The organism is Pseudomonas sp. L7 (assembly GCF_046605565.1).
GTDB lineage: Bacteria > Pseudomonadota > Gammaproteobacteria > Pseudomonadales > Pseudomonadaceae > Aquipseudomonas > Aquipseudomonas wayambapalatensis.
The window spans coordinates 4,649,492-4,667,152 of the sequence record NZ_CP176784.1 but is presented as its reverse complement, the minus strand read 5'-3'; the positions used below and the strand labels follow the sequence as shown (position 1 = coordinate 4,667,152).

Annotated in this window: 15 protein-coding genes; 8 read left to right on the top strand and 7 right to left on the bottom strand. The window is 63.3% G+C overall.

All coding sequences use genetic code 11. The features are described 5' to 3' along the window. Nucleotides 1-150: 150 nt before the first annotated feature. Nucleotides 151-3,972: an EAL domain-containing protein gene (locus ACK3BK_RS21495; protein WP_411383259.1), complete on the bottom strand. Its 3,822-nt coding sequence runs from the start codon at nucleotides 3,970-3,972 to the stop codon at nucleotides 151-153. 370 nt (nucleotides 3,973-4,342) lie between these two features. Between ACK3BK_RS21495 and ACK3BK_RS21490 the strand changes: the two genes are divergently transcribed. The 3 genes from ACK3BK_RS21490 to gdhA all read left to right on the top strand — a co-directional run bounded on the left by ACK3BK_RS21490 (nucleotide 4,343) and on the right by gdhA (nucleotide 8,218). Beyond that, nucleotides 4,343-4,747 (top strand): hypothetical protein, encoded by a 405-nt coding sequence (locus tag ACK3BK_RS21490; RefSeq protein ID WP_411383258.1) that lies wholly within the window; start codon nucleotides 4,343-4,345, stop codon nucleotides 4,745-4,747. Between the two features lie 163 nt (nucleotides 4,748-4,910). Beyond that, nucleotides 4,911-6,578, top strand: a complete 1,668-nt coding sequence (gene ettA, locus ACK3BK_RS21485; protein ID WP_186721513.1) for an energy-dependent translational throttle protein EttA — start codon at nucleotides 4,911-4,913, stop codon at nucleotides 6,576-6,578. A 299-nt stretch (nucleotides 6,579-6,877) separates the two neighbouring features. Then, on the top strand, nucleotides 6,878-8,218 hold the full coding sequence (gene gdhA / locus ACK3BK_RS21480) for an NADP-specific glutamate dehydrogenase (RefSeq protein WP_186668366.1): 1,341 nt from the start codon (nucleotides 6,878-6,880) through the stop codon (nucleotides 8,216-8,218). Between the two features lie 31 nt (nucleotides 8,219-8,249). On the opposite strand, the gene ACK3BK_RS21475 is transcribed toward gdhA, so the two are convergent. From ACK3BK_RS21475 to ACK3BK_RS21460, 4 genes are all read right to left on the bottom strand, one after another. Next, nucleotides 8,250-8,747, bottom strand: coding sequence for a GreA/GreB family elongation factor (locus ACK3BK_RS21475; protein ID WP_411383257.1), 498 nt, complete (start codon nucleotides 8,745-8,747; stop codon nucleotides 8,250-8,252). Nucleotides 8,748-8,815: 68 nt separating this feature from the next. Further along, nucleotides 8,816-9,172: a hypothetical protein gene (locus ACK3BK_RS21470; protein WP_186668362.1), complete on the bottom strand. Its 357-nt coding sequence runs from the start codon at nucleotides 9,170-9,172 to the stop codon at nucleotides 8,816-8,818. 119 nt (nucleotides 9,173-9,291) lie between these two features. Further along, on the bottom strand, nucleotides 9,292-11,145 hold the full coding sequence (locus ACK3BK_RS21465) for a DUF4105 domain-containing protein (RefSeq protein WP_411383256.1): 1,854 nt from the start codon (nucleotides 11,143-11,145) through the stop codon (nucleotides 9,292-9,294). Between the two features lie 77 nt (nucleotides 11,146-11,222). Then, nucleotides 11,223-11,711, bottom strand: coding sequence for a DUF3015 domain-containing protein (locus tag ACK3BK_RS21460; RefSeq protein ID WP_065864072.1), 489 nt, complete (start codon nucleotides 11,709-11,711; stop codon nucleotides 11,223-11,225). 253 nt (nucleotides 11,712-11,964) lie between these two features. Here ACK3BK_RS21460 and ACK3BK_RS21455 point away from each other — a divergent pair, with 253 nt between their 5' ends. The 5 genes from ACK3BK_RS21455 (at nucleotide 11,965) to ACK3BK_RS21435 (ending at nucleotide 16,631) form a co-directional block, all read left to right on the top strand. After that, entirely contained in the window at nucleotides 11,965-14,403 is a 2,439-nt protein-coding gene (locus ACK3BK_RS21455; protein WP_186668359.1) for a Lon protease family protein, read from the top strand. A 160-nt stretch (nucleotides 14,404-14,563) separates the two neighbouring features. Beyond that, nucleotides 14,564-14,902: a hypothetical protein gene (locus ACK3BK_RS21450; RefSeq protein ID WP_186668357.1), complete on the top strand. Its 339-nt coding sequence runs from the start codon at nucleotides 14,564-14,566 to the stop codon at nucleotides 14,900-14,902. 99 nt (nucleotides 14,903-15,001) lie between these two features. Continuing rightward, complete coding sequence (locus tag ACK3BK_RS21445; protein WP_003247486.1) at nucleotides 15,002-15,490, top strand: TIGR00645 family protein; 489 nt, start codon at nucleotides 15,002-15,004, stop codon at nucleotides 15,488-15,490. A gap of 131 nt (nucleotides 15,491-15,621) precedes the next feature. Continuing rightward, a complete protein-coding gene (locus ACK3BK_RS21440; protein WP_411383255.1) occupies nucleotides 15,622-15,927 on the top strand; it encodes a DUF6482 family protein in 306 nt (101 codons plus the stop codon). Nucleotides 15,928-16,013: 86 nt separating this feature from the next. Continuing rightward, a complete protein-coding gene (locus ACK3BK_RS21435) occupies nucleotides 16,014-16,631 on the top strand; it encodes an FKBP-type peptidyl-prolyl cis-trans isomerase (RefSeq protein ID WP_186668353.1) in 618 nt (205 codons plus the stop codon). 164 nt (nucleotides 16,632-16,795) lie between these two features. On the opposite strand, the gene ACK3BK_RS21430 is transcribed toward ACK3BK_RS21435, so the two are convergent. Further along, entirely contained in the window at nucleotides 16,796-17,041 is a 246-nt protein-coding gene (locus tag ACK3BK_RS21430) for a hypothetical protein (RefSeq protein ID WP_186668351.1), read from the bottom strand. Between the two features lie 147 nt (nucleotides 17,042-17,188). Beyond that, nucleotides 17,189-17,530, bottom strand: coding sequence for a zinc ribbon domain-containing protein YjdM (locus ACK3BK_RS21425; RefSeq protein ID WP_186668349.1), 342 nt, complete (start codon nucleotides 17,528-17,530; stop codon nucleotides 17,189-17,191). Between the last annotated feature and the right edge of the window lie 131 nt (nucleotides 17,531-17,661).

Here is a 17,661-nt window from a genome sequence, read left to right as displayed (position 1 = left end):
TGGTGGAGGCTGGATTGGTGTCCAGCTTCTTCGGGCAGTCCACCCTGTAGGAGCGGGCTTGCCCGCGAACACGGGCGTAGCCCGTGCCAGGCGGCGCGTTGTCCTTTTCGCGGGCAAGCCCGCTCCTACAGGGACTGCGTGGCGGCACGATCACTGAAACATGAACAAGGTTTCGTTGCTGAACTGCGCCTCGAACTGGTTGGCCGGCATCGGCCGGCCGAACAGGTAGCCCTGGACTTCGTCGCAGCCGTGCTCACGCAGGAATTCCAGCTGTTCATGCGTTTCCACGCCTTCGGCGATCACCGCCAGGTTGAGGCTGTGGGCCATGGCGATGATTGCCCGCGCGATCTGCGCATCCTGCTCGCCTTCGGGCAGGCCGTCGACGAAGGTGCGGTCGATCTTCAGCACGTCGATGGGGAACTGCTTGAGGTAGTTGAGCGACGAATAGCCCGTGCCGAAGTCGTCCACCGCGATGCTCAGGCCCAGGTTCTTCAGGCTGTCGAGGATCTGCATGGCCTCGTTGACCTCGCGCATCAGGATACTTTCGGTCAGCTCCAGCTCCAGACACGCCGGCGGCAGGCCGGTTTCTTCGAGAATGGTCGCGATCCGCGTCCCCAGCTGGCCGTCGGAGAACTGCCGCGCCGAGATGTTCACCGACACCTTGGGCACCCGCACCTTGGCCTTGTGCCAGGCCTTGAGCTGGCGACTGGCCTCGCGCAACACCCAGTCGCCGACGTCGACCACCAGGCCCAGTTCCTCGATCACCGGGATGAAGTCGCCCGGCGGCACCAGGCCGCGACGTGGATGGCGCCAGCGCAGCAGCGCTTCGGCGCCGGTCAGGCGCTTGCCGTCGCCGCTGAACTGCGGCTGGTAGTAAAGCATGAACTCGTTCTGCTCCAGGGCGTGGCGCAGGTCGCTTTCCAGCTCCAGGCGCTCCAGGGCACTGGCGTTCATGTCGGCCTGGTAGAACTGGAAGTTGTTCTTGCCGCGCTCCTTGGCGTGGTACATCGCCGTGTCGGCGTTCTTCATCAGTTGGCTCAACTCGTTGCCGTCCTGCGGGCTGAGGGCGATGCCGATACTGGCGGTGACGAAGAACTCGCGATTCTCCAGCACGAATGGCCGCACCAGGCTGGCGAGGATGTTCTCGGCCACATGAATGGCGCGGTTCAGCGCCATTTCGCGGCTGGTACGCGACTGCAGCAGCAGGGTGAACTCGTCGCCGCCCATGCGCGCCACGGTGTCGTCTTCATCGACACAGGCCAGCAGGCGCTCGGCCATGTCCTTGAGCATGCGATCGCCTGCGGCGTGGCCGAGGGAGTCGTTGATCGGCTTGAAACGGTCGAGGTCGAGGAACATCAGCACCACCCACGACTTGTGCCGCTCGGCCTGCTGCAATGCCGTGTGCAGGCGGTCCTGGAACAGCGTGCGGTTGGGCAGGTGGGTGAGGGCGTCGTAGTACGCCAGGCGGTGGATGCGCTGCTCGCTGGCCTTGCGCTCGCTGATGTCGGTGAAGAAACACACATAGCTGGCCAGGTCGCGCTCATCGTCGAGCACCGCGGTGATGCCGACCCAGGCCGGATAGTGCTCGCCGCTGCGGCGCTTGAGCCACACTTCGCCTTCCCAGGTGCCGCGCTGGTTCAGTTGCTTGAGCACATAGCCCAGGTGCGCGTCCTGCTGGCCTTCGACGGTGAGCATGTTCGGGCGCTGGTCGAGTACTTCATCGGGCGCATAGCCGCTGACCCGGCTGAAGGCTTCGTTGACCTGGACGATATAGCCGGCCGGGTCGGTGATCAGGATCGCCGAGGTCGAGTGCTCGAATACCGTCGCCGCCATGCGCAGGTCTTTCTCGGCGCGTCGCTGCTGGCTGATGTCGCGCCCCACCCCAAGCACGCCTTCGAAGCGTTCGTGATCGTCCCACACCAGCACCAGGCGCAGCTCGATGGGGATCTTGCGACCGTCGGCACGCAGGCAGTCGAACAGGAATACCTGGGTGGGCAGTTGACTGCGCAACTGGCGCAGTTGCTCGCGGTCGTCCAGCGCCTTGCTGACCCGCTCCATGAGGCTCTGCATGCCGCTGAGCTGGGAGGGGTTGGCGATGATCGATGGCCAGCCGTTGTCGAAGATGTAGTCCACCGGATAGCCCAGCACCGTCTGCACCGAGGGGCTGATGTAGTTGAGCTGCAACTGGTTGTCGGTGGAGAAGATCACGTCGCTGATGCTTTCGGCGAGCATCCGGTAGCGCTGCTCGCTGTCACGCAGCGACTGGCTGGCCTCGATCTGCACCGTGACGTCCTTGCCCACGCCGATGATCCGCGTGACCTGGCCTTCGCCATCGCGGGCCAGGACCTGCTCGCGGATGTCGTAGCAGCGCCAGCCGCCGTCGCGGTGGCGGAAGCGCAGTTGGCAGTGCAGCGACTGGCTGTGACCGCTGTCGCGCTGTTGCTGGCGCAGGCTGCGGTAGTGCTCGGCATCCTCGGGGTGCAGCAGCAGCTCCCAGAAGTGATCGCCCATCTGCGCAAGCTCCGAGCGGTCGTAGCCCAGGGTTTGCCCCAGATGGCGGTTGCTGAAGATCATGCGCCGGTTGTGCACGTCCTGAACGTAGAGCTGGTCGGGTACGGTACGCACGACGTCCGACCAGAAGCTTTCACGTTCGAGCAGCGACAGTTCGACCTGCTTGCGGCTGGTGATGTCGCTGATGCTGAGGATCACGGCCTGATAGTCGCGCCGCTGCTGGGGCAGGCGGGCCATGAGCCACAGGTGCAGCTCGCCACCCAGTGGCGAGGGCAGGCGTACTTCCAACTCGAACTGCGCGCGCTGTTCGATCAGGGCGTCGAGCAACTGCATGCCGATACTCTCGCGGCCATCGCCGCTGCCCTCGATCAACCGCTGCCAGGCGCCCTCGTTGCAGGTCACGTTGAGCAACTGGCGTGCAACTTCGTTGATCTCGGTGATCTTCAGTTCCTGCAGCAGGTTGCGGCGCAGGCTCGGCTCCAGTGCCAGGCTCTGCTTGAGCGCGGCGAGGTTGCGCAGGTGGTAGCGATCGAGCTGGCCGGGCAGGCTCGACAGGTCGAGCACGCACAGGGCCACGCCGGTGCTCTCGAAGATATCCTGATAGCGCCGGCGGTCTTCCTGCAGGGCCTGCTGGCGGCGGCGCATGTTGATCAGCGCCAGGCCCGGCAGCAGGGCGCAGAACAGCACCAGCAGGCTCTTGCCCAGCAGGGCCGGCAACAGTTTATCGCGGGCCGAGGCCGGGTCGTGCAGGCCGCGGACCTGCCAGGTACTGTTGTCGATGAAGGCCAGCAGCACGCTGTGCAGCGCCGATGGGTTGGCGTGGGCGACACCGCTGCGCTCGATCACTGCGCCGTCACGGCTGTTTTCCAGCAGCCAGAGCGGGTGGATCGGTGTGTTGAGCTTGCTGGTCAGCTCCTGGTAGTAGTCGGCGGACAGGCGCAGCAGCCAGTAGCCGCGATCTTGTTCGGTGGGCTGGCGCAGCAGCAGGTAGACCAGCTGGTTGTCGCTCGAATTACCATAGAAGTAGGCGTTACCCTGGTTCAGACGTACCAGGCCGTCGATCGTTTGGCGGTCGGGGCTGTCGCGCAGGCTGTCGCCGCGGATTTGCCCGTTGCTGTCCAGCCAGGCCAGGCCACGCAAGGCCGGCAAGCGTCCCCTGAGTGTCTGCAGCAGCGCCGGCAGGGCCGCAGGCGACGGCGGCTTGACGTAGGGCTGCACCAGATTCATGGCCTGCTGCGCCTTGAGCGCCATGTTCAGGGTCAGGTGGTGGGCCAGTTCCGCACTCGTCGCCACGCTTTGCTGGCGCAGGTCGGCCTGTGTGTGGCGGAACTGCGAGAACAGTTGCCAGAACAACAGCCCCAGCAGGACCAGGGCCAGCAGGGCAAGCGCACCCTTGAGCGAGCCTCGCAACGAAGCAGGCGGCGCAGGGCGCTGGATGGGCGGTCGGGTGAAGTTGGTCAAGCGTTGGTCCTGCGATTGGGCTGGCGAAGGCAGGGGGGATCATGCACGCGGCATGCCGCCGTGGCGCACTATAAGGCCGGACATACGAAAGCGGCTAGGCTCTGTCTGATATGTATCTGCACTCGCCCATACTGCGTTGAAACGTGGCTCGGAATGCTCATGTACTCCAGTACGCTGCGCTTCCTCCCCCCGTTTCGCCTTGTCTGGCCTTCGCGCAGACACATTTCAGACGGACCCTAGCATGCCTTGGATTATGGCAAAGTGCCAGCCGATATGTCTCGTCCCGGCGCCGGCCGGGTGTTCGGCAAGCCCCTGCAACCTGTGCGAGAATGCCGGCCGTTTCATAGTCAACGCATCGGAGAAGCACGGTTTGGTTACCCACTATTCCACCAATGGCCTCGATTCCGCCTGTGGGCGCAGCAGTCAGACTTTGGTCAGCACTGCCGTGGCCGACGACGTATCCTGCAAGTCCTGCCAGCGCTCGTTCGCCAAGTCCGACGCGGCGGCTGCCCAGCGCAAGACGCCGTCGCTGGCCGAGCTGCGCAAGTCGGCCAAGGCTGCGCTCGAGCCGGCCGAAGTCGCGGTTGTTGCCGCCGAGGTGAAACCTGCAGCGAAGGTTGTGAGCAAACCGGCGAGCAAGCCGGCCGGCAAGACCGTCGAGACCCCGGCCCGCACCGGCGGTTTCAGCGTCAAGGCCGCCTGGGCCGCGCGCCTGGCCGAAGAAAGCGGGCGGTCGCGCCTGCCGCGCGGCAAGGGCAAGCAGCGTCACGTCTGATCGCTCGCGCAATGCCGACGTGCAGATCCTGCACATGGCAGCCATTCACCAAGACTTGGCGTAGAATGGCCAGCTTTGTTCAACGACACCTCGAATACAGATCGCCCTGACCCGTTCAGGGCGCTCGTCGATGTCTTTACCTATCCATATAGAGGGCTTGGTTTTGGCTCAATACGTCTACACCATGCATCGGCTGAGCAAGGTCGTGCCGCCGAAGCGGGAAATTCTCAAGAACATCTCCCTGTCGTTCTTCCCCGGCGCCAAGATCGGCGTGCTGGGCCTGAACGGCGCCGGTAAGTCCACGCTGCTGCGGATCATGGCGGGTGTCGACAAGGAATTCGACGGCGAAGCCCGTCCGATGCCCGACATCAATGTCGGCTACCTGCCGCAGGAGCCCCAGCTGGACCCGAACAAGACCGTGCGTGAAGTGGTCGAGGAAGCGGTCAGCGTGATCAAGGACGCCCAGGCGCGCCTGGACGAGGTCTACGCCGCCTACGCCGACCCGGATGCCGACTTCGACAAGCTGGCCGCCGAACAGGCCAAGCTCGAAGCCATCCTGCAGGCCGCTGACGGTCACAACCTGGAGCGTCAGCTGGACGTCGCTGCCGACGCTCTGCGCCTGCCGGCCTGGGATGCGCGCATCGAGCACCTGTCTGGTGGCGAGAAGCGTCGTGTGGCCCTGTGCCGCCTGCTGCTGTCGGCCCCTGACATGCTGCTGCTGGACGAACCGACCAACCACCTGGACGCCGACTCGGTGGCCTGGCTGGAGCGCTTCCTGCACGACTTCCCTGGCACCGTGGTCGCCATTACCCACGACCGTTACTTCCTCGACAACGTCGCCGGCTGGATCCTCGAACTGGACCGCGGCGCAGGCATCCCGTACGAAGGCAACTACTCGGGCTGGCTGGAGGCCAAGTCGGACCGTCTGGCGCAGGAATCCAAGCAGCAGAGCGCCCACGAGAAGGCCATGAAAGAGGAACTGGAGTGGGTGCGCAAAGGCGCCAAGGCCCGCCAGTCCAAGTCCAAGGCTCGCCTGCAGCGTTTCGAAGAGATGCAGTCGCAGGAGTTCCAGAAGCGCAGCGAGACCAACGAGATCTATATCCCGGCAGGTCCGCGCCTGGGCGACAAGGTCATCGAGTTCAAGAACGTCTCCAAGGGCTATGGCGACCGCGTGCTGATCGACAACCTGTCGTTCTCCATGCCAAAAGGCGCCATCGTCGGCGTTATCGGCGGTAACGGCGCCGGTAAGTCGACCCTGTTCCGCATGCTGATGGGCAAGGAGCAGCCGGACTCGGGCAGCATCGAGATCGGTGAAACCGTGCAACTGGCCTGCGTCGACCAGAGCCGCGAGGATCTGGACGGCAGCAAGACCGTGTTCCAGCAGATCTCCGACGGTTCCGACCAGATCCGCATCGGCAACTACGAGATCCCGTCGCGCACTTATGTGGGCCGTTTCAACTTCAAGGGCGGCGACCAGCAGAAGTTCGTCAAGGACCTCTCCGGTGGTGAGCGTGGCCGTCTGCACCTGGCACTGACCCTGAAAGAGGGCGGCAACGTTCTGCTGCTCGACGAACCGTCCAACGACCTGGACGTCGAGACCCTGCGTTCGCTGGAGGAAGCCCTGCTGGACTTCCCGGGCGCCGCCATCGTGATTTCCCACGACCGTTGGTTCCTGGACCGCGTGGCGACCCACATCCTGGCTTACGAGGACGACTCGAACGTGGTGTTCTTCGAGGGCAACTACACCGAGTACGAAGCCGATCGCAAGAAACGCCTGGGCGACGCTGCTGCCCAGCCGCACCGGGTACGGCACAAGAAGCTGGCGCAGTAAGCCGGTTTTTGTTGCACAAGGATGGGGCCCTCAGGGGCCCCATTTTTGTGCCTTGCTGGGAGTGGTGGTGCTTCATTCGCGGGCAAGCCCGCTCCTACAAGGGAAGCTTGCCGGTCCAGGCCCTTGTAGGAGCGGGCTTGCCCGCGAATGCCACACCTCGGTGACGGTTTGTATACATTTATATAAAACGCACCAAAAAAATTCAGAAAAACGACATTTTGCCCTGTTCCAGTGCGATTGCTTCTTGATAGAGTCCGGAAAAAATCAATAAGTCCAATCCTCTTGGTGAGATGTCTACCATGATCGAATCCGTCGACCATTTCCTCGCACGCCTGAAGCAGCGTGACCCTGCCCAGCCCGAATTCCACCAGGCTGTCGAAGAGGTGCTGCGCAGCCTCTGGCCGTTCCTCGAAGCCAACCCCCACTACCTGCAGGCCGGCATCCTCGAACGCATGGTCGAGCCGGAGCGTGCCGTGCTGTTCCGCGTGTCGTGGGTCGATGACCAGGGCAAGGTCCAGGTCAACCGCGGCTATCGCATCCAGATGAGCAGCGCCATCGGCCCCTACAAGGGCGGGCTGCGCTTCCACCCGTCGGTGAACCTGGGCGTGCTCAAGTTCCTGGCCTTCGAACAGGTGTTCAAGAACTCGCTGACCTCGCTGCCCATGGGCGGCGGCAAAGGTGGCTCGGACTTCGACCCCAAAGGCAAGAGCGATGCCGAAGTCATGCGCTTCTGCCAGGCATTCATGAGCGAGCTGTACCGCCACATCGGCGCCGACCTCGACGTGCCGGCCGGTGATATCGGTGTTGGCGCCCGTGAGATCGGCTTCATGTTCGGCCAGTACAAGCGCCTGGCCAACCAGTTCACCTCGGTGCTGACCGGCAAGGGCATGACCTATGGCGGCAGCCTGATCCGGCCGGAAGCCACCGGCTACGGCTGCGTGTACTTCGCCGAGGAGATGCTCAAGCGTAAAGACCTGCGAATCGACGGGCGTCGCGTGGCCATCTCCGGTTCTGGCAACGTAGCCCAGTATGCGGCGCGCAAGGTCATGGACCTGGGCGGCAAGGTGATTTCGCTGTCCGACTCCGAAGGCACGCTGTTCTGCGAGGCCGGGCTGAACGACGAGCAGTGGGATGCGCTGATGGAGCTCAAGAACGTCAAGCGTGGCCGCATCAGCGAGCTGGCCGAGCGTTTTGGCCTGGAGTTCCGCAAGGGCCAGACGCCGTGGAGCCTGCCGTGCGATATCGCCCTGCCGTGCGCCACCCAGAACGAACTGGACGTCGAGGACGCCCGCGCCTTGCTGCGCAACGGCTGCGTCTGCGTCGCCGAAGGCGCCAACATGCCGACCACGCTCGAGGCGGTGGATGTGTTCATCGAGGCGGGCACCCTGTTCGCACCGGGCAAGGCGTCCAACGCCGGTGGCGTTGCGGTGTCGGGCCTCGAGATGTCGCAGAACGCCATGCGCCTGCTGTGGACGGCGGGTGAGGTGGACAGCAAGCTGCATGCGATCATGCAGTCGATCCACCATGCGTGCGTGCACTATGGCGAGCAAGCCGATGGCTCGGTCAACTACGTCAAGGGCGCGAACATCGCCGGCTTCGTGAAAGTGGCGGATGCCATGCTGGCGCAGGGCGTGGTCTGATCCACGATGGTTAGGGGCTGCATTGCAGCCCCTAACTTTCACCCAGGATCTCGACCACCTCGATGGACAGATCCCCCGCCGGCCGCCGCCACAGCACCTCATCCCCAGGCCTTGCGCCAAGCAGCGCCCGCCCCAGCGGTGAGCCCCAGTTGATCAGCCCCCGCGCTGCATCGGCCTGGTCTTCCCCGACCAGTTGCACCTTGTGCTCCTCATCCTGCTCATCGACAAACCTCACCCGGCTGCCGATCTGGACCTTGTCCTGCGAGGTCGCAGGTGGCACCACCTGGGCGCTCTGTACGCGTGTGCGGAAGTAGCGCAGGTCGCGCTCGGTATCGGCCAGGCGCTGTTTGTCGGCATGCTCACCCTGGGCTTGCAGATCGCTGTGCAGGGCAATGAGCGCCGCCACGCGTTGCTGCAGTTGCGCAAGACCGCTGGCGGTGACGTAGTTGGGCTGGTCGCTGACCCGTCGCTCCACCGGCTGGCTGGCCTGGGCGGCGGCCTGGTCTTCGTTGACGAATGCTCGGCTCATGAACGGCCTCCTTGTTTCTGGAGACCATGGTGAGGGTTGTCGAGTTTCCCTGAATGTCTGGCTGCGACCTAATTGTGACGATAGGCGCGCGCTGCACCGCGGTCTTTTTCCTGCTGCCATTCGCGGTCACGCTCGTCCCAGTAGCGCTCTCGGTACTGGCGCGTGTCTTCGCTGTTCTGCATGGCATGGCACTGACGAAAACCATCGTCCCAACCGCTTTCGTAGCGACGATCGTGGAGGTAGCGCGGGACGTCCTTGCGAAAATCTCCGACCATCAGCCCCGCCGCCTGGCGGCCACTGCTGCAGCCGTCCTGGAAACCATCGGCATAGGCCGGTGGGTAGCCCTGGTCGAGCATCTGCTCGCGGGTGGACTGGCAGCCGACCAGCAGCAGGGTTATCCACAGGGCGAAACCGTACCGCGACATAGACACTGGACCTCCGGGTGATAGGGGAAGTCTAGGTCGTGGATTGTCGCGGCGATGTCAAAACGCCGTCGAAGGATTGCACGTCATGATGCGAATCCCTGTGGCCCCACGCAAAGGTATCAGTACTGGTACCACTTCAACTCCAGCATCACCTCGTTCTGCGAGGTGGCCAGGTGGCTGAACTCGCGCTTGGCGCTCAACCTCAGGCCCAGGTTCTGCGAAATCTCCCACTGCTGGTTCAGGCTCAGGCTGCGCCGCACTTCACCATTGGTGAAGTAATCGCCTTTTGCCTCCAGGGTCATGTTGCCCAGCCCGTTGCGCCACAGCAGGCCACCATTGAAACCGGCCGCCGGCGAGATGAACTCGGCGAAGTCATTGTGATGTTCGACCCGCACCGTACCGAGGGCAAAGCCCAGCAGGCCGTCGGCAAGCTGCCAGGTCCCACCGCCGCCGCCGTTGACGTGGCTGACCAGCACCTCGTCGTCATGCTTGCCCGGCACCCGCTCGAGGCCGCCAGCCACCTGCCACGACCAGGGCTTGAGCAGTTCGTTGCGCGGGGTCAGTGAGCGGATGGTGGCCAGGTCCAGGCGTTGCACCTGCCAGTCGTTGCCCTCGTACTGGCGCAGCTTGAGCTGGAGGATCTCGATCTGTGCGCCGAGCGGGAAGCCGTAGGCGTTGTCGTTGAGGTCGTGGTAGGCCATGCGCAAGCCGTACTCGGCGAAGGCGCGGTCTTCGCGGGTGCCGACACCCAGCTGCCAGGTACGCGACTGATGACCGTCCTCGGGCAGGCCGGGGCGTTCGATCTGCAGCGGTGGCGGCGGGTTGCGGTTGATCGCCCGCAGCAGCTCGAAGCTGCGCCTGGCCTGTTCCGGGTCACGCTCCTGGCCGGTGGCGCGGTAGCGTTCCAGGCGATAGGCGGCATCTTGTACCAAAGCCTGGCGTTCGCGTGGCAGGGCGGTGAACTCGGGGCTCTGCAATTGCGCAGTGTCGGCGCTGACGGCCAATACCTGCTGTTTTTCGTGATGGTCCAGTGGCTCGGCGCGGGCCAGCAGCTCGCGTTCGCGCGATGGCCGGTAGCGCACATCGGACACCAGCCCCGACTGCTTGACGGCCTTGACCGTATCGGTAGGGATGGCGGTGAGCGGGAACTGCGAGGTCAGGTCCAGCCCGGGGCGGGCGACCTGCAGCAGCTCCAGCAGGCGGTAGGAGCAGTTCTCGTCGAAGAAGAAATAGTCGAACTGCACCTGCTTGAGTTCCCAGACGTGCTCGACCATGCGCCCGGTCTCTTCAGGCGTCAGGTCCAGCTGGTACTCCCACAGGTCGCGGTTCTCCAGGCTGCGGTATTCGGAGAGTTTCTCCTGGTACGGCATCATCGCGAACAGCCCGGGGTAGCCGCCCATCAGGCCTTTCCAGGCGTAGAGGATGCTGTTGTCGCTGCCTTCGATATAGGCGCCGAAGTTGATCGCGTAGCTGAGCAGCGTGGTGTCGTTGCTGCGGGTGTCGGCCTTGTCGATGCGCAGCAGGGTATGGCCGAACATCGAGGACGGGCTGTTGAGGTAGGCCGCCGGGAAGATCAGCACCGCGCTGTGCGGTGCGACGTCGGCGTACCAGCGGCTGTATTCCTGGCAGTCCGGGGTCGGCAGGTCGCTGAGCTGCAGTTGCTCGCGTAGCCAGCGGGTGCGCGCCGGAAAGACGCATTGGGCGTGTTTGTCGCCCAGGCTGGCCGGGGCATACAGCGCATCGACCGTGGCCCGCAGTTCGCGATCCGGATGATGGGCGCCGTCCTCGGCGAGAAAGAATTTGTCGTCGTCCACATAACTGCGCCAACCGCCCAGCTTGGCGGTTTCGTAGTGACCCAGTGCGATCCAGTAGCGGTCGGCGGCCAACTGCTGCACGCGCGCGTCATCCAATGAAGGTGCCGCGTAGGCAGGGGCGCAGGCGCATAACGTCAGGTAGGCGAAGCGTTTGAGCATATCGGGCAACTACTTCTGAATGATGCCGAAGGGAGGCGGGCGAAACCCGCCCCGCAAGCGGGGCGGGCAGGTCGAACTTACGCTTCGGTAGCGTACTTCGCCAGTTGCGGATCTTTTTTCAGGACCGCGATGGTGTTGTTGTGGACATCTTCGGCAGTGACGTTGGCGCTGCTGAAGATCTGCTGGAAGTGGTCGTGGGTGACCGAGGCGAAGTGCGCGCGGTCTTCGGGTTTGACGCCCAGTACCACGGCGTAGGTGGTCAGGGCTTCGCCCTGGCCCTGAGCCATGTCTTCGGACAGTTCGTTCATGGTGCCATTCATGGCCAGCCACGATTTACCGCCGTAGGTGAGCGCTGCCTTGGTGGAGCAGCCGTTGGTGCCGGAGGTCATGCCGAAGGTGGCGTTACCGGAGGTGCCGTTAGTGGTGGAGGCCAGGAAGTGCGCCGGAGTGCCGCGCTGGCCTTCGAACAGCAGGTTGCCCCAACCGCAGTTCGGGCCGCCTGGCGCTTCGGCCATGGCATTGATCGAAACCGCGGCGAACAAGGTACCCAGAAGAATCCGTTTCATAGCGTTATTCTCTTTTTCGATACGTATCAATGATCAGGGTTGTCTGGCAGTTCACTGCCAGGACGGGGAAGCGTTTTACCCACCCGCGCAGTTTGGAGTTTAGGCACGATCCAATAGTTGCGTAGTTGATTGCGAAAAAATCTTGGACAAACCTTTTTAACGCCTGCGACATAAAGTCCCGCGGAGCCTTGCAAGGCGCGCGCCCCCGGCGCCAGAATGCTGCGTATCCGCCCCGCCGAAGTAAGGAAACCCAATGCCCGATCCTGTTGCTGCGCGCCTGCGTCTCGCGCCCGAAGCCCTGACCCGGCGTTTTTCCCCCGAGCAGTTTGCCTTCACCAACACCGATGATCTGGAGCCGTTTCGCGGAGTACTGGGCCAGGAGCGTGCCGTCGAGGCCCTGCAGTTCGGCGTGGCCATGCCACGCCCTGGCTACAACGTCTATGTGATGGGCGAGCCGGGCACCGGCCGCTTCTCCTTCGTCAAGCGCTACCTCAAGGCCGAGGGCAAGCGCCAGCAGACCCCGGCCGACCGGGTCTACGTCAACAATTTCGAAGATACCCGCGAGCCGCGTGCGCTGGAGTTGCCGGCAGGCACTGCTGGCGAGTTCATCGCCGACATGAACGGTTTGATCGGCAACTTGCTGGCAACCTTCCCGGCGGTGTTCGAGCACCCGTCCTACCAGCAGAAGAAGGGCGCCATCGATCGCGCCTTCAACCAGCGTTACGACCGTGCCCTGGATGTGATCGAACGCGCGTCGCTGGAAAAGGACGTGGCGCTGTACCGCGACGCCAGCAATGTCGCCTTCACCCCCATGGCCGAAGGCAAGGCGCTGGATGAGGCCGAGTTCGCCCAGTTGCCTGAAGAGGTCCGCGAGCAGTTCCACGAAGACATCGCCGAGCTGGAGGAGCGTCTCAACGAGGAACTGTCCAGCCTGCCGCAGTGGAAGCGCGAGTCGAACAACCAACTGCGCGAACTGAACGAAGAAACCATCACCCTGGCCCTGCAACCGCTACTGGCCCCTCTGTCGGAGAAGTACGCCGAGAACGCTGCGGTGTGCGCTTACCTGCAGTCGGTGCAGTTGAACCTGCTGCGCACCGTGGTCGAGCAACTGGTCGACGATGCCAAGACCGACGCGGTGGCGCGCAAGATGCTCGAGGAGCAGTACGCGCCAAGCCTGGTGGTGGGGCATCCGGTCAATGGCGGCGCGCCGGTGGTGTTCGAGCCGCACCCGACCTACGACAACCTGTTCGGTCGCATCGAGTACAGCACTGACCAGGGCGCGCTTTCCACCTCCTACCGCCAACTGCGTCCGGGGGCATTGCACCGCGCCAACGGCGGCTTCCTGATCCTGGAAGCGGAGAAGATGCTGGGCGAGCCCTTCGTCTGGGATGCGCTCAAGCGTGCGTTGCAGTCGCGCAAGCTGAAAATGGAGTCTCCCCTGGGCGAGCTGGGGCGCATCGCCACCGTCACCCTGACGCCGCAGATGATCCCGCTCAACGTCAAGCTGGTGATCATCGGCTCGCGTCAGCTCTACTACGCGCTGCAGGATCACGACTCGGACTTCCAGGAGATGTTCCGCGTACTGGTCGACTTCGACGAAGACATGCCGATGGTCGACGAGAACCTCGAGCAGTTCGCCCAACTGCTGCGCACGCGCACCAATGAAGAGGGCATGGCGCCGCTGACCAGCGATGCCGTGGCGCGCCTGGCGACCTTCAGCGCGCGCCTGGCCGAGAACCAGTCGCGCCTGTCGGCGCGTATCGGCGACCTGTTCCAACTGGTCAGCGAGGCGGACTTCATCCGCCAGTTGGCCAACGACGAGATGACCGATGCCGGACACATCGAGCGCGCGCTCAAGGCCAAGGCGACCCGCACCGGGCGGGTGTCGCAGCGGGTGCTCGATGACATGCTCGCCGGCATCATCCTGATCGATAGCGAGGGGGCGGCCATCGGCAAGTGCAACGGCCTGACGGTGCTGGAAGTCGGCGATTCGGCATTCGGCATGCCTGCGCGGATCTCCGCCACGGTCTACCCGGGCGGCAGCGGCATCGTCGACATCGAGCGTGAGGTCAACCTCGGCCAGCCGATCCACTCCAAAGGCGTGATGATCCTCACCGGTTACCTGGGCAGCCGCTATGCCCAGGAGTTCCCCCTGGCGATCTCGGCGAGCATCGCGCTGGAGCAGTCCTATGGCTACGTGGACGGCGACAGTGCTTCGCTTGGCGAGGCCTGTACGCTGATCTCGGCGTTGTCGCGCACGCCACTCAAGCAGTGCTTCGCCATCACCGGTTCGATCAACCAGTTCGGCGAAGTGCAGGCGGTGGGCGGGGTCAACGAGAAGATCGAAGGCTTTTTCCGCCTGTGCGAAGCGCGTGGCCTGACCGGCGAGCAAGGGGTGATCATCCCGCGCGCCAACGTCGCCACGTTGATGCTCGACGAGCGCGTGCTGCAGGCGGTCGAGGCCGGGCGCTTCCATGTCTATGCGGTGAGCCAGGCCGATGAGGCGCTGAGCCTGCTGGTGGGCGAGGACGCTGGTGCGCCCGACGAGAAGGGCGAGTTCCCCGAAGGCAGCGTCAATGCAAGGGTGGTCGAGCGCCTTCGGGCCATCGCCGAGATGATCAGCGAGGAAGAGATCAAGGACGCCGAAAAGGAACGGCTGGAGGAGATGGTGGCTGAGGCCAAGCCTGCCTGAGTCAATAAACCGGCGCTGGCGGCCAAGTGCTACCGTTCAGCGCCGGTTTTCCAGCAATGCTCACCTGTCATCTATGCTGGAACTTAAGGAGTTGTCAGGGTTCAGGATGGAAACAGCCTGTCGTGCAGGCTGAACAGGGCTTCTCAGAGGGGACGCCGCCATGCGCAACCTCAGCCTCACCCGCCAGTGCCTTGGCCTGGTGACCCGCATCGAGTGCAGCATCCGTCCGCTGGCCGGCGACAACGGCATGTGGACCTTGCTGTTTGCCGCCGGCATGGCCGGTGAGCAGCCTTCGGCGATCAAGGCGCAAGGGCCGTTTCATGGGCCGATGGTGGCCGAATCGGTGATGAACGCCATTGTCGACAGCTTGACCCTGCACGGCTACCAGGTGGCCGAAGATCCGCAAATCTGGTGCCTGCACCTGCAGGCGCAATTGCGGCGGATCAATGGCGAGCGTTGTCGCAACCTTGGGGACTACCAGTTCCGTCCGGACAATTGAAGAGGGCTCTGCGGCAACCCGCCGCAGACTTTTGCTGTCATAGATGGCTGGCTATACTCGCGCACGCTTTTTCAGTCATCTCATGAGCCCCTATCCTCCATGGAACGTATTCTCGAAAACGCGATGTATGCCTCCCGCTGGCTACTCGCTCCGATCTATTTCGGCCTGTCCCTGGGCCTGCTGGCGCTGGCGCTGAAATTCTTTCAGGAAGTGGTCCACGTCCTGCCCAACGTCTTTGCGCTGAGCGAGGCGGACCTGATCCTCGTGATCCTTTCACTGATCGACATGTCGCTGGTCGGCGGCCTGTTGGTGATGGTGATGATCTCCGGCTACGAGAACTTCGTCTCGCAACTGGACATCGACGAGAGCAAGGAGAAGCTCAACTGGCTGGGCAAGATGGATTCTTCTTCGCTGAAGATGAAGGTTGCGGCGTCGATCGTGGCCATTTCCTCGATTCACCTGCTGCGCGTGTTCATGGATGCGCAGAACATCTCCACCGACTACCTGATGTGGTACGTGATCATCCACATGACCTTCGTGGTCTCGGCTTTCTGCATGGGTTATCTGGACAAGCTGACCAAGCATTGAGTCGGTGAAGGCCGTTTCGCGGGTTTACCCGCGAAAGGCACGACGCGGCCCGACCGACGGCCCCTTGCCTAATCCCAGCTTCTGTACAAAAAATGAGCACTCATGCGGGGTTTCCGCAGCGAGGTGCATTCATGAATCTGCATCAGCTCAATTCCGAGGCCAGGGCCGGCCACGTCGATGAACTCAACCTGATCGCCATCGAAGGTGGTGACTACCTGCTCGAGGCCCGGATCAAGGGTCACGCCCATCCTCTCCACGCCCCCCGCGGAGAGCGCTTGAGGGTGCACTCGGTCGAAGATGCACGATTGCTCCTGAAAGCCCTGCCGATGCTGTCGATGAATCTGGTGCACTGGTCGGTGCAGGATGAGATGTGCGGCATGGGCAGCCACCCGGATGAAGACCTCAAGGTCCCGATTTCCCAGCGTTCGGCCTGGTAGCTGCTTCGCGCAGCCCCAGTGTGCTAGGCTGCTTGCCCTTTTCACCAAGGGCGCGGATGCAGTGCGCCCTTAAGCGGAGCAAGCCAATGTCCGAACTCAACCTGTCCACCGACGAATCCCGCGTCAGCTACGGTATCGGCCGTCAGCTGGGCGGCCAGCTGCGCGACAACCCGCCACCGGGTGTGAGCCTGGAAGCGATCCTGGCCGGCCTGACCGACGCCTTCAACGGTGCCGACAGCCGCGTCAGCGAAGCCGACCTGTCTGCCAGCTTCAAGGTTATCCGCGAAGTGATGCAGGCCGAAGCTGCCGCCAAGGCCGAGGCCGCCGCCGCCGAGGGCAAGGCCTTCCTGGTCGAGAACGCCAAGCGTGATGGCATCACCACCCTGGCCTCGGGCCTGCAGTTCGAAGTGCTGACCGCAGGTAGCGGTGCCAAGCCGAGCCGCGAAGACAACGTGCGTACCCACTACCACGGCACCCTGATCGACGGCACCGTGTTCGACAGCTCCTACGAGCGCGGCCAGCCTGCCGAATTCCCGGTAGGTGGCGTGATCGCTGGCTGGACCGAGGCGCTGCAACTGATGAACGCGGGCAGCAAATGGCGCCTGTACGTGCCGAGCGAGCTGGCCTATGGCGCGCAAGGCGTTGGTAGCATCCCGCCGCACAGCGTGCTGGTGTTCGACGTCGAGCTGCTCGACGTTCTGTAAGACTGCGTCATCTTCATCGCGGGACCAGCCCGCTCCCACATGTGCCCCGCAGGCTCTAATGCGCAGGTGTACTGGTGGGAGCAACTGTCTTGTTCAAAATCTAAAGACCAGCCCAATCCCTGTGGGAGCGGGCTTGTCCCGCGAAGAGGCCGGTAATGCCGGCCTCAATTCCAGTCCGTTCCCCCTGGGCGCAACGCCCGCGCATAGCAGAACAGAAACAGATTCCTCACCAGCTCCTTAAGTACCCCAGGCTCGCTCGAGCTCAGGCCGTTGAGGTCCAGGTCGCCCTGGTCACGCAGTTCGTCGAGTGCTTCTTCCTCGAGCACGGCACAGACTTCGCCGGTCTCGCGATGGAGGATGCGCAGGTAGGGATGGGGGCGGTCGAGCCAGGCGTCGATCAGGTAGGTCATGGCTATTCTCCTTGGAAAGCGTTTCCAATGAGAATAATTCCTATTATCAAAATAGCAAGTGACTATTGGATTAATTCTGCCAAAGGGTGCAGATGATCCTGTTGCAGGATCTGTCAGGGCCACCCGAGGGCGGCCCTGCAAATAGCCTCAGACCTTGCGCACGAACTCGGACTTGAGCTTCATCGCGCCGATGCCGTCGATCTTGCAATCGATGTCGTGATCGCCGTCGCACAGGCGGATGTTCTTGACCTTGGTGCCGACCTTGACCACCAGCGAAGAGCCCTTGACCTTGAGGTCCTTGATCACGGTGACGGTGTCGCCATCCTGCAGGACGTTGCCGACCGAATCCTTTTTCACCACGTCATCGCTGTTCGCCTCGGCGTCGCCGATGGCCGACCATTCGTGGGCGCATTCGGGGCAGATCAGTTGGGTGCCATCCTCGTAGGTGTATTCGGAGTTGCAGGCGGGGCAGGGCGGCAAAGTGCTCACTTCGGTTCCTTGGTGTACAGAGGGTTAAAGGCGCACATTGTATAAGGTTTTGCGGCGAAAATGTTTTTTGTCCGCACAAAAGCATTCGCGGGCAAGCCAGCTCCCACAAAAGGCCTGATGTACTTGGGCCC